Source organism: Nitrobacter sp. MLSD-S21 (assembly GCF_058809865.1).
This window is the reverse complement of record NZ_JBXASZ010000001.1, coordinates 1,070,579-1,082,690: the sequence shown is the minus strand read 5'-3', so window position 1 is coordinate 1,082,690 and position 12,112 is coordinate 1,070,579. Positions and strand designations below refer to the sequence as shown.

At 60.1% G+C, this 12,112-nt stretch carries 12 protein-coding genes; 7 read left to right on the top strand and 5 right to left on the bottom strand.

Features of this window, described 5'->3' with window-relative positions:
* Window positions 1-6 precede the first annotated feature (6 nt).
* Complete coding sequence (locus tag AC1RT6_RS05460; RefSeq protein ID WP_079446461.1) at window positions 7-462, bottom strand: iron-sulfur cluster assembly scaffold protein; 456 nt, start codon at window positions 460-462, stop codon at window positions 7-9.
* Window positions 463-710: 248 nt separating this feature from the next.
* On the opposite strand from AC1RT6_RS05460, the gene folE reads away from it, so the two are divergent.
* The 4 genes from folE (at window position 711) to AC1RT6_RS05440 (ending at window position 4,900) form a co-directional block, all read left to right on the top strand.
* Window positions 711-1,409 (top strand): GTP cyclohydrolase I FolE, encoded by a 699-nt coding sequence (gene folE, locus AC1RT6_RS05455; protein WP_079446462.1) that lies wholly within the window; start codon window positions 711-713, stop codon window positions 1,407-1,409.
* Window positions 1,410-1,449: 40 nt separating this feature from the next.
* Window positions 1,450-1,887, top strand: a complete 438-nt coding sequence (hisI, locus tag AC1RT6_RS05450) for a phosphoribosyl-AMP cyclohydrolase (RefSeq protein WP_079446463.1) — start codon at window positions 1,450-1,452, stop codon at window positions 1,885-1,887.
* A gap of 150 nt (window positions 1,888-2,037) precedes the next feature.
* Window positions 2,038-2,982, top strand: coding sequence for a transglycosylase SLT domain-containing protein (locus AC1RT6_RS05445; RefSeq protein WP_079446477.1), 945 nt, complete (start codon window positions 2,038-2,040; stop codon window positions 2,980-2,982).
* A gap of 235 nt (window positions 2,983-3,217) precedes the next feature.
* Window positions 3,218-4,900, top strand: a complete 1,683-nt coding sequence (locus AC1RT6_RS05440) for a DUF2336 domain-containing protein (protein WP_472789462.1) — start codon at window positions 3,218-3,220, stop codon at window positions 4,898-4,900.
* Window positions 4,901-5,103: 203 nt separating this feature from the next.
* Here AC1RT6_RS05440 and AC1RT6_RS05435 read toward each other — a convergent pair whose 3' ends face one another.
* The 3 genes from AC1RT6_RS05435 to AC1RT6_RS05425 all read right to left on the bottom strand — a co-directional run bounded on the left by AC1RT6_RS05435 (window position 5,104) and on the right by AC1RT6_RS05425 (window position 7,218).
* The gene (locus AC1RT6_RS05435; RefSeq protein WP_079446465.1) at window positions 5,104-5,682 is read right to left on the bottom strand and encodes an Hpt domain-containing protein; all 579 of its coding nucleotides are present in this window, start codon (window positions 5,680-5,682) and stop codon (window positions 5,104-5,106) included.
* Window positions 5,683-5,692: 10 nt separating this feature from the next.
* Window positions 5,693-6,238 (bottom strand): response regulator, encoded by a 546-nt coding sequence (locus AC1RT6_RS05430; protein WP_079446466.1) that lies wholly within the window; start codon window positions 6,236-6,238, stop codon window positions 5,693-5,695.
* A gap of 200 nt (window positions 6,239-6,438) precedes the next feature.
* Window positions 6,439-7,218 (bottom strand): NAD kinase, encoded by a 780-nt coding sequence (locus tag AC1RT6_RS05425; protein WP_079446467.1) that lies wholly within the window; start codon window positions 7,216-7,218, stop codon window positions 6,439-6,441.
* Window positions 7,219-7,518: 300 nt separating this feature from the next.
* On the opposite strand from AC1RT6_RS05425, the gene AC1RT6_RS05420 reads away from it, so the two are divergent.
* The 3 genes from AC1RT6_RS05420 (at window position 7,519) to AC1RT6_RS05410 (ending at window position 9,290) form a co-directional block, all read left to right on the top strand.
* A complete protein-coding gene (locus AC1RT6_RS05420) occupies window positions 7,519-7,716 on the top strand; it encodes a His-rich protein BRANT (RefSeq protein ID WP_079446468.1) in 198 nt (65 codons plus the stop codon).
* A gap of 229 nt (window positions 7,717-7,945) precedes the next feature.
* Window positions 7,946-8,320, top strand: a complete 375-nt coding sequence (locus AC1RT6_RS05415; protein WP_244553453.1) for a hypothetical protein — start codon at window positions 7,946-7,948, stop codon at window positions 8,318-8,320.
* 259 nt (window positions 8,321-8,579) lie between these two features.
* Complete coding sequence (locus AC1RT6_RS05410) at window positions 8,580-9,290, top strand: outer membrane protein (RefSeq protein WP_079446471.1); 711 nt, start codon at window positions 8,580-8,582, stop codon at window positions 9,288-9,290.
* 168 nt (window positions 9,291-9,458) lie between these two features.
* On the opposite strand, the gene AC1RT6_RS05405 is transcribed toward AC1RT6_RS05410, so the two are convergent.
* Entirely contained in the window at window positions 9,459-11,753 is a 2,295-nt protein-coding gene (locus tag AC1RT6_RS05405; RefSeq protein WP_244553451.1) for a TonB-dependent siderophore receptor, read from the bottom strand.
* Window positions 11,754-12,112 lie beyond the last annotated feature (359 nt).

The window sequence follows — 12,112 nt, the reverse complement described above, 5'->3', positions numbered from 1 at the left end:
GGAACTTTAGCTTTGGGCGGTGGTCAGCGCGGCTGATTTTGTCTCGATCTGACCGATGGCATCGACGACCGCATCGAACGTCAGCATGGTGGATGCGTGGCGCGCCTTGTAATCGCGCACCGGTTCGAGCAGCGCGATGTCGGCCCACTTTCCTTCGGGCGGTGCGCCGTTTTCCTTCAGCATCCTGTGAACGATCTCGCGCAACTCGCGGAGTTCGCTGGCGGTCGAGCCGACCACATGGCGCGCCATGATCGAGGAGGACGCCTGGCCGAGCGCGCAGGCCTTCACGTCGTGCGCGAAGTCCGTGATAATAGAGCCATCCATCTTGAGATCGATCTTGACGGTGGACCCGCACAGCTTCGAATGAGCGGTGGCGCTGGCGTCTGGCGCCGCAAGACGGCCCAGGCGCGGAATATTGCCGGCCAGTTCGATAATGCGAGTGTTGTAAACGTCGTTCAGCATAGGTTTCGACATTGAATTCGCTGAAAGAGGCGGAGCGACGCTCTTGGCGGCGGGAACCTCGAAGCCTATATATGTATCTATTGCCGGGAAACGCAATCCGGCGATTTTCCGTCGCACCCGGATTGAAGTTCGATTCGGACGTTGCAATGTTGAATATCAAGGGACTCAGGCGTCCGGTGGCGTGCAATGCTGCCCCGTCTGCCCGGTGACACTCCGGTCTCACGCGAGGCCGGTCGAACGGAGTGAAGATGGACGCTTTGATCAAGCCGCTACGCGGCAGCAAACCTTCTGACGTCAAATCCAATAACGTCAAACCTGCCGGGTTCTCTCCCGCCCAGCTGGACCCGTCGGAGTTTCTGGCGGCGGTTCAGCCGAACCGGCAGCGCCCGTCGCGGCATGAAGCCGAAGGCGCTATCAGAACGTTGTTATCCTATATCGGGGAAAATCCGGACCGCGAGGGGCTCCTCGATACTCCACGCCGGGTGATCGAGTCGTATGACGAGATCTATCAGGGCTATCATCAGTGTCCGGCCGAGGTGTTGAACCGGACCTTTGGTGAAACGGCAGGCTATGATGATTTCGTGCTGGTGCGTGACATCCAGTTCACCTCGCAGTGCGAGCACCACATGATGCCGTTCTATGGCAAGGCACATATCGCCTATACGCCGGTGGAGCGGGTTGTCGGGCTGTCCAAGCTGGCGCGCTTGACTGACATCTTCGCCCGGCGGCTCCAGACCCAGGAGCACATGACCGCGCAGATCGCCGCGGCCGTGGACGAGGTGCTTAAACCGCGGGGCGTCGCCGTGATGATCGAGGCGGAGCATACCTGCATGTCGGTGCGCGGCGTCGCCAAGCATGGCGCGATGACGTTCACAAGCCGGTACACGGGCGTATTCCGCGACAATCCCACGGAGCAGGCGCGCTTCCTGTCCATGGTACGAGGGTAGCCGCGTTAAATCCCTCCACGATATTCCGAAGGGATTTCCTGTGTCTGGATCAAAACCTTCATCCGAGGTCGAGGAGGGGCTGGTGTTCCAGCCCCGCTTTGACGCGTCCGGACTCGTGACCTGCGTTGCCACGGATGCCAAAACTGGCGACGTTCTCATGGTCGCACACATGAATGAAGAGGCGCTGCGGCGGACCGTTGAGACCGGTGATGCCTGGTATTACAGCCGCTCACGCAAGGCCTTATGGCGGAAAGGTGAGAGTTCGGGTCAGATCCAGCGAGTGATCGAGATGCGAACGGACTGCGATCAGGACGCGGTCTGGATCAAGGTCGAACAGCAAGGCGCCGCCTGCCATACCGGACGGCGTTCGTGTTTCTACCGGGCGGTGACAAAAGGTGATGGCGACAAAATAGGCCTTTCGTTTGTGGATGCCGACAGGCTCTTCGATCCGGCCGATGTTTACGGCGCGAAGGCCTGACGGCTTTGGGTTGTGCAGGCCTCCGTTAAGGCCCTGTTAACCATAATCTTCCACCTTGCGATCCGAGCGAATAGCCGTCTGGAAACGTCGGAATAGACGACGGATTTTCCGGTGCTATGCAGGCGGGCGGTCGCGGGAGCGGAGATCAAGATGAGCGTCGATGCCGCCAACGCCGCTTCGGGACTGAGCGGAATTTTCGGCGGAATAACTACCGCCATCAAGCGGGCAGCCGAGGCCACGGGAGCGAGCTTCGAATATCTGCTCGCGACCGCCAAGATGGAATCCAATTTCAATCCTCATGCCGCTGCCGGCACGTCGTCCGCCAAGGGCCTCTATCAGTTCATCGAGCAGACGTGGCTCGGCACGGTAAAGGAGGCGGGACCGGCGCTCGGCTTTAACGGCTATGCCGACGCTATCGCCAAATCGCCATCTGGCAGCTATTCCGTCGCTGATCCGGCGACCCGCGCCGCTATTCTCAAGCTGCGTGATGACCCGGCTATCGCGTCAGCCATGGCGGGGGTGCTGACGCAATCCAACAGTTTCAAGCTGACTGGCCTGATAGGCCGGCGTCCGACCGACAGCGAACTCTACATGGCGCACTTCATGGGCGTCAGTGGAGCCGCGAAACTGATCGCGAATGCCGAGGACAATCCACAAGCGTCCGGTGCGCGGCTGTTTCCGAATGCCGCCGCCGCCAATCGTCCGATCTTCTATGATTCTGACGGCCGCGCACGTAGCGTCTCGGAAGTCTACGCCGATCTGGACCGGCGCTACGCTGTCGCCGCCAATTCGCCCGCGACCCGTATGGCCATGACGTCTGAAACGCAGTCCTCGACGCCATCCGACCAGGCGGCCTATCTGTCACGCCTGCCCGACGTGCGCGGCGTCGCGCCGATCGCGGCTTCCTCCTCGGCCGCGCCAAGCCAGCCGACGTTCCGTTCGCTGTTTCAGGTCGGCGAGCGTACCCAGCCGGTGTCTCCGGTCGTTCAGGAATTGTGGGGTGCGCCGTCCACCACGGCGCAGAACCCATCGGTTTCAGATCCGCGTCCGCCGTTCGATCTGTTCAGCGATCGCAACGGTGCTTACAGCGGGTAGGGGCGCAACGAACCCTGGACGAGTTTAGTCGTTTGTTGTTTTCCGAACGACGCTGCGCACTGCTAACCCCTCGCATGACGATCTAACGCGATCGTCTCATCGTGCGCGTGAACTCGCCGCGTTAACGAAGCGTCAACGAAGGCAAACGGTTATGGTGAACCCTTTGTTAAGCGTCATGGTTTATTTTCTATGACCGACACCGTTTCGCGGTGTCGGTGCGTAAGCCGGAAACACCATGATCGTTCGGCAATTCCTAAGCTGGGTACGGACCGCCCCCGCAGGCGAGCGGGCCGAAGCGACGCGAGCGCTAGCCCGCGCGTGGCTCATATCCGATCTGTCCGATGACGACCGCGCCGCTGCCGAGGGCGGGCTGCTGTTGCAGCTCGATGACTCGTCTCCGCTGGTTCGCCGGGCGATGGCGGACGTTTTCGCGCGTAGCGCGAGCGCGCCGCCGGCCATTGTCCGGGCACTGTCGGTCGATCAGCCGTCGGTCGCTATTCCGATTCTCGAACATTCGCCACTCTTGATCGATGCGGACCTCGTCGACATCGTCGCGACCGGTAGCTGTGAAGTGCAGTGCGCCGTCGCGCGCCGCGTTCACGTGCCGGTGTCGGTCTGCGCAGCCCTTGCCGAGGTTGGCTCGGCGGCGGCGGCACTTGAACTGATCGAAAATCCGGGCGCGAATATCGCGCCGATGTCATGGGACCGCATCGTCGAGCGGCATGGTCATCTCGCGGCGATCCGGGAATCGATGCTGGCGCTCGAGGATCTGCCAGTGGTCACACGGCTCGCGCTGGCCACAAAGCTTTCGAACTCGCTGGCGCGGTTCGTTGTCTCACGGAGCTGGCTCAATGCCGATCGCGCCGGCCGTGCGGTTAGCGATGCGCGGGATCGCTCGATCGTTGACATCGCTGCACATGCGCGAGACGACGACATGTGCAGTCTGGTCGCGCATCTGCGCGCCACCGGGCAACTCACCCCCGGATTGATTTTGCGCGCGCTGCTGTCGGGCAATACGGAGCTGTTCGACCATGCGCTGGTGGAATTGTCTGGCCTGCCTTTAAGTCGCGTCACCGCGCTGGTTCATGATCGCGGCGGCGCGAGCCTTCCCGCGCTGCTGACGCGGGCGGGGTTGCCGGAATCCACGTTCCCTGCGTTTCGCGCCGCGCTGGAAGCGCGCGACGAGATTGGCTTTGTCGGGACGGTCGGCGGTACGACGCGGCTACGCCGCCGCATGGTCGAGCGTGTGCTGACGATGTGCGAAACGGCGCCTGCTGAGGTTTCGGAGCCTCTGCTGATCCTGCTGCGGCGGTTCGCGACGGAATCGGCGCGCGAGGAAGGGCGTGTGTTCTGTGACGAACTGGTTACCGAAGCAGCCGCCGAGCCGACGCGCGACGAAATTGATGAAATGCCGGTTTGCGAGCCGGAGTTTTACGAACCTGAGTTTCGCGAGGAGTTTCGCGAACCTGCCCCCTCTATAGCGTTTTTGAGCGGTTCGCGTGAAGAAAACGCATCAAATCAAAATACGAGAGTCCTTCAACGTCTCCGTGAAGCGGTGAAGGATTTTAGGCCGCGATTCCTCGACCGCTGGGCGTTCAAAACTCAGTTCGACGAACGCGAGTTTGATGAAGTTGAGCCCGACGACGCGAGGTCTTGCGAAGCTTTGCTTTATGAAGCGGAGCCTTATGAAGCGGAGCCTTACGAAATTGAGTCGTACGGAATTGAGTCTTACGAATCCGAACTTTGCGAGGCTGGGTCTTACGCTGTTGCGTCTTATGAACCGGAACGCCTCGAACCGAGGTTTGACGAGCCGGCGTCATACGAGTCCGCGTCCCGTGAGCTGAGCTTTGGCGAGCCCAAAGATTCACCGCGAGCATATCGCGAACCGCTGCTCAGCGATCTACTTGCGGCGGCGTAGTTCGTTCGAGCGAAGACTTAAAATTCATCGCTCACGGAAACGGCAAAGGATTTCTTTTGGTTTGACGCGTTCTCTTTACGCGAAGCGGATTCCACTTCGTTCAAAAAAAACGCTCGATAGGGCTGATCTTCCAGCGGAAATCTTAGTGATAAAAGAAGCCGCGTGAGAACAGATCCTCAGCCGCTTGCAGGAACGGCCGAGCGCTATTCTGTCGGCGCAATGCTCGGCGCGAGAATGGCTTCAAGATGTTCGGGACGGTCCTGGTTGACCGTTGCGAGATATTCATCGGCGACAAGACGCAGTTTCCGGTTGATCTCCTTTGCGATGGCCTCGGTGCCGGGGCTGGCGTGCTCGCGCACGATCGCCTGGATCGCGTTGATGTGATAGGCGATCAGCTCCGTAGGTACCCGGTCGAGAGCCGGCGAATGTTCGATGATGCGGCAGAGGCTTTCGGCACCGGCGGCGGCGGCGGGATACTCGAAGGTTGCGGCGTCGCCTTTGATGTCGTGCGCGGCGCGAAACAGTTCGTCACGGGTGGCCGGCGTGAATCCGTTCTTGAGAATGGCCGCGTGGGCGGCGACAAGGCGGTCACACTCGATCGCCATCCACTTGGAGAATTCGTCCGAAAGCCCCGCCAGTGCCTTTTCGGCAAGCGCGATCGGGTCGTCTAAATTTTTCTCGTCGATCAGCCGAACGACGTTGCGCAGCCGATTGGGCGGGGTGATGACGTGATGGTCGGCGAATGCCTGGATCGTCAGTTCGGCGGGATCTTTCTTCTGCATCGCCGTGCCTTTAGCCCGGGGCTCGCGCCTTATCCAGCAGCGATGGCTGCGGGATGACGTCGGGCTCCTTGGTGCCGCGGCGCTCGGGGCCAATATAGCCGTTGCTGGTATTGCGCCGGCGGTCCGGACCGAAATAGTTTTTGGTCTTGATGAAAGGGCGGGGCGAGACCACGACGTTCAGGATTCGTTGATAGAGCCCCTTGGCTGAAATCGGTTTCGCCAGAAATTCGGTGACACCAGCATCGCGCGCGACTGTGACGCGCCGCTTCTCCGAGTGTCCGGTCAGCATGATGATCGGGGCGAACGGGTTTCCCTTCGAGTCCGGCTGGCGGATCATTTGCGTAAGCTCGATACCATCGAAGATCGGCATCGCCCAGTCGACGATGACGATGTCCGGAACATAATGAGTAAACATTTCGAGGGCGGTGGCTCCGTCCTCGGCCTCGTAGACTTCGCGCGCGCCAAACGAATGCAGCAACGTGCGCAGAATGCGGCGCATGTGTGCGTTGTCATCGCAGACGAGAAACCGCAGCTTGTTGAAGTCAATGCCGTACATGATGCGGGCCCGGTATACTTGCCGTTAACTATATGCCGTCGCCGTTAATGAATGGTTGCCGTTCCTTCTGTCTCCCTCGGGGAGGCGAGCGAAGCAGCGAAGTTCGAGCCGGCGAGGGGCGACAAGAGATCGATCGCTTCACCAGGTTTCTCGCGTCGCTCGAAACCGTCCACTCTAAAAAGGAGGGAGAGGGAAGGAACTCAGTACCCGAACTGCTCTCTGAGGATTCGTTCCTCGAGGCTGTGGCCCGGGTCGAACAGCATTCGCATTGAGATCATTTTGTCCGATGAGACCTCGACGCGGCGGACGTTGCGAGCTTCATCGTGATCGGCGACGGCGGCCACCGGGCGCTTTTCGCCTTCAAGCACCTCGATTGTCACCACGGCCGTATCTGGCAACAGCGCGCCGCGCCAGCGCCGCGGACGGAAGGGACTGATCGGAGTCAGAGCGAGCAGCGCCGCGTTGATCGGCAGGATCGGTCCCTGCGCCGACAGGTTATAGGCGGTCGATCCGGCCGGCGTGGCAACCAATACGCCGTCGGCGACAAGTTCGGCCATGCGTTCGCGCTCGTCGATCAGGATGCGCAGCCGCGCTGCCTGGTGGGTCTGGCGAAATACCGATACTTCATTGATGGCGTGATGATTATGAATCGCGCCATGAATATCGGTCGCGCGCATCAACAGCGGATGGATAACGGTGTCGGTCGCGGCAGCGAGGCGCGCCTGGAGATCATGCCGGCTGTATTCGTTCATCAGAAATCCAACCGTGCCGCGATGCATCCCGTAGATCGGCTTTCCCGACCGCATGTTCCGCTGCAGTGTTTGCAGCATCAACCCATCGCCGCCGAGCGCAACCAGCACATCGGCGTCCGCGGGATCGCGATTGCCATAAGTCTCCACCAACTCTGTCAGCGCCTGCTGGGCTTCTGGACTTGCGCCCGCGACAAATGCGATCCGGTTATAGGACTGGGGTGAGGGCATGATGGTTCGCAGGCTTCCGCAACTGCCGTTGACGTGTTGTTTTCGGTCACGCCGGCTATCGAAGAGGCACTTAACCGCGCTTTGCGGTCGCGTGTCGAGGCCCGGGTCAGTCCATGGTTAGCGGGAAAGGACAAGGCTCCGCCGATCGCGCTTATGACCAACTGTTCATCAAGGTGAACAGAGGCCGCCATCGCGCTTCAGCGTGCATTCAGCTACGCGCTTTCATGATGGGGGTCTTATCGAAGAGCCCGGCCATCCGGACGGCGACCTCGGCGATCCACGCTCCAAGGAGACCAATCGATGTTCAAGACGATTTCGGCCGCACTGCTTGCGGCTTCCGTGTTTGTTGCGCCCGCGATGGCTAGCACCTCCCGCACGGACCAGGCCCCGGCGGCCAAGACGGCGACCGTCAACTCGAAAGTGCTGAACGCCAACGCCAAGGCCAAGGCCAAGACGAAATCTCATCACCGTCATCATAGCGCCCCCAAGCAGAGCTAATTCCGTCACGAGGTGCGATCAGGGCTTGCGGCGATCGCTTTTGGCTGCCGCAAGCCTCGATTCGTCGCAACCCGAACTTTTGCGCGGATAAGCGAAATACGAATTTGTTTTCGGCAGCGGACGGTTTAGTGCTTTCGGGAGAATTACAAACCGGAAAGACGGACGGACGTTGGGGACATCTGCAAAATTCCTGGCGATCGTGATGCTGGCGGCATCGCTCGCGGCCTGCATGACCGACAGCGAGCAGGGCGGTGGTCAGGGCGGCCTCGTCTATACCGATGATCGCGGGGTGGCCAATCAACCATTTCCAGCCGATTATCGCGCTCAATTGCTGGCGTTTCTCAGAACCTACCTCAATAACCCCGCCGGCATTCGGGACGCCGCGATGGCCGAACCGGCTCAGCGCACCGTCGGTGGCAGGCTGCGTTACGTGAGTTGCCTGCGCTATAACGCCCGAGAAATCGACGGCAGTTATCGGGGTGTGGTGCAGCGTGCGGTCGTGTATGTCGATGCGCGGCTCGATCGCATGATTGAGAAGGTCGATGACATCTGTGCGGGCGCGGTCTACGCGCCGTTCCCGGAACTCGAGAAGCTGACGCGCTGAGCCACCGGTAGGGCTGGGCTTCGGGTCTCAAATCATTTGATCGCATTTTGACGAGTCTGGAGCCCTTAGGTCCGCAGAGATTCTGTGGTGGAACTGCGGCAAACGAGGCCCTGTTTTTCCGGGCGACAGTTCCTACATAGGAACAGCGTTGTGGTGCGCCGACGTCGCCGTTATGCAGCCCGGCAACCAAATTCGCGCCACGTTGTTTGACCAAGGTGAACGAACGATGGTGGTAATCCAATGAGAGGGGAAACCCATCATGAAAAAATTCTTGCTTACGATCGCTGCCGTTGCAGCCGTCGCTGCACCAGCATTTGCGGCTGACCTTCAGCCGCGACCCTATACCAAGGCGCCACTGCCTTCTACACCGCCGCAGGCTGTCTACAACTGGACTGGCTTCTACGTCGGCGGCCATCTCGGCGGGGCGTTCGGCGGCGGACTGGGGGGAAGCGACGGTCGTTTCCTCGGAGGCGTGCAGGGCGGTGCCGACTACCAGTTTGCGAACCAATGGGTGCTCGGCATCGAGGCCCAATATAGCTGGCTCGCCAACTACAGAGGAGATGTGGTCTTCCCTGGCGGCAGTATTGTGACTGGTGGTAACCCCGGCTTGGGCTCAGTGACCGGTCGGCTCGGCTATGCCTGGGGGCCGGCTCTTCTGTATACCAAAGGCGGCTATGCGTTCAGGGACAGCACGCTGGGTGTCTCCAACGCGGCTGGGGTGCCGCAGGCTTTCACAACCAATGGAAATCGGGACAGTGGTTACACTGTCGGTGCAGGTCTTGAATATATGTTCGCGCCGAACTGGTCCGCTAAAGCAGAGTACCAGTATTACAACTTCGGCAAGACGACATTCGGTGCGGGTTCGCCGGCTGATGTTGTCGGAGCGAGCTTCCGCAACGACGAGCATACCGTCAAGGCCGGCGTGAACTATCGCTTCGGATGGGGCGGACCGGCGGTCCCTCATTACTGAGATCGCCTGCGGATCGCCCGATACGGGCTTGAACGAGAAAGGCCGGCTTCGCCGGCCTTTTTAGTTGCGCATGATGCGATCTGCTGTCCGATTGCGGATCAAATGCGGTCGACCTATTTCGCGGCGCGTAATCCATAGTCGCGGGCACGCGTCATCTTAAAGCAACCATCACCACTTGTAGGAGAGGCTTCCCGTGATGCGGCGCCGGTCGCCGTAGTAGCATGAAGTAAAACCGCCACAGCCTGCGACATAAGCGGTGTCGGCGATGTTCATAACGTTGATTGCCGCGCGCCAGTTACTCGCCCATTCGTAGTGAACGGCAAGATCACCCAGTACCACGGACGGAACGGTAAGAAGATTGGCGACGTCGGCGAAAGATGAGCCGACATAGCGCACGCCGCCACCGAGACCAAAGCCGTCCAGCGAGCCTTCCCTGAACGTGTAGTCCGTCCATAACGAAGCAATCTGCCGCGGGACGGTGGTCGGAACCTTACCGATCAAGGTCGGATCGAGATCCTTGCTGATGAACAGGTCGTAGTTGGTATAACTCGCAACCACTTTGAAATCGCGGGTGATATTGGCCACGGCTTCCAGCTCGAGGCCGCGCGACGTCACCTCGCCATTCTGTCTCTGGAAAGTCGGATTGATCGGATCGACAGTCAGGGCATTCTGGCGTTTGAGGTCGAACAAAGCGATGCCGAACCGTGCGTTCAGACCAGAGGGCTGGTACTTCAAGCCGACTTCAGTCTGCACACCGGTTTCGGGTAGGAGCAAATTACCGGCGGCATTGATGATCACGATCGGGTTGTAGCTCGTTGCATAAGAAACATAGGGTGCAACGCCATTGTCAAAGTTGTAGATCAGGCCGGCGCGGCCGGAAAACTTGCTGTCCTGTCGGGTTAAAGTAAATAGGTCGGTATAGACTTGCTTTACCCAGTCGTTGCGGCCCGACAGGACCAGCGTCAAACGATCCCACTTGATCTGGTCCTGCAGGTAGAGGCCGGCCTGCTTTTGTGTCACGCGGCCGTCCCGATAAAGCGGGCCGTCGAAGGGCGGGTTAACGCCATACACCGGATTGAGGACGTTCAGATCGGTAGCGGGCCCCATACCCTGTTTGTCGTCGAGCGCATAATGTTTTAAGTCAAGACCCATCACCGCGGTATGCCGGAACGGACCCGTCGCAAAGCGATACTCAAACTGATTGTCCTGACTGAGTTGAGTGGCATTATTGCGGGCGATGAAGGTGCCGCGCGCGATGTCGGCTGCGGCCGGAGTGGTCGCGTAGCCAAACCCGATTATGCCGTTATAGTCAGCAGCGACATTCGCAACGCGCCCGTTCTGGCGGAACGTCGCGTTGTCCGAGAGATGCTTCTCGAATTGATAGCTGACCATTTTTTGCTGCCTGCTGTAGTCGCCGACAGAGGGGTCGCCGATAAACAGGTTCGTCGGTATTCGGCCGAACGGAGCGTCGGTCACGGTTCCGATATAAGGCAGAAAACCTTGCACCCTCGTCCTGTTCTGGGATGCCATGGCGAGCACCGTAAGCCGCGTGTCCACATCGGGTAGAAAGGTCACGGACGGCGCGATGAAATAGTTGTCGTCGTTGACGAAGTTTGTCTGCGTGCCGCCGCGATTGACCTGGCCGACGATCCTGTAGAGAATTTTGCCGGATCCCGGCTCGGTCGTCGTGACAGGACCGCCGAAGTCAAACTGCGTGTAAGCGTTGCCGAAATTGTTGACGCCGGCCTCGATAAAGCCAAGGCGCTCGGCGGGAGGCGCCTTGCTTACGGCGTTGACCAATCCGCCCGGCGCCGATCCGCCGTACAAAATTGCTGACGGGCCGCGCAGCACTTCGACGCGCTCAAGATTGAACGGCTGCAGTTTCCAGCCGGTAAAAGTGGAACTGTAGAGCTGCAGGTTATCGAGAAAAAGCGAGTCGTTCTGCGCAAAAAATCCGCGGATAACAAACCAGTCATCGCCATGATCCTGCCCATACTGGGCAGCCACGACTCCCGGCGTATAGCGCAGGGTATCATCGAACTTCGAAACGATTTTCTGATCGCGGATTTGCTCGGCCCCAATGACTGAAATCGACTGCGGCACCTCGATCAACGGCGTATCGGTTTTCGTGGCTGTTGCGCTGCGGTTTGCAACGTAGCCCTGCACCGGCCCCCGCGCGGTCTCGCCCTGTACGTCGATGGTATCGAGCGAAATCGCTCCGGCCGGCGCCGCGCCGCCGGCCGCTGACGGCGAAACGATCGTGATCGCGTTTGGACCGGTTGCCCGCGCGACGAGGCCGGTTCCGCTCAGGATCGCCGACAACGCCTGATTAGCAGTCAGCTCACCGTGGGCGCCGCCCGTCGTTTTGCCCCGCGCGATCGACGCATCGAACAACACCTGCATTCCGGTTTGGGCGGCCAGCCGATTCAAGGCCGTCGTCAGCGGGCCAGCAGGAATGGACATGGTCCGCGCCACGGACGCAGGCGCATTCTGAGCAACTGCCGGCACGACGAAACCGGTTGCAAGCAGCGTCGTCCCCAACAGGAGTGATCGAGCCCGCCTCAAAATCTGTGATTGTCGCCGCTGCCCCGTTGTTTCCCCCGCCATCGAACTCGTCCCCAAAATCATGCCGCTCCGCCGGGATGGCGGACAGTCAGCCTTTCAATGGAGTGACGAACGAAGGGAACGCTTTGGGACTCTGGACGAGGAGGAAATTTCTCTCCCGTCATGCCCGGCCGTGTGCCGGGCATCCACGTCTTCACCGCATCGCAACAAGCAAGACGTGGATGGCCGGGATAAACCCGGCCATGACGGAGACAAAG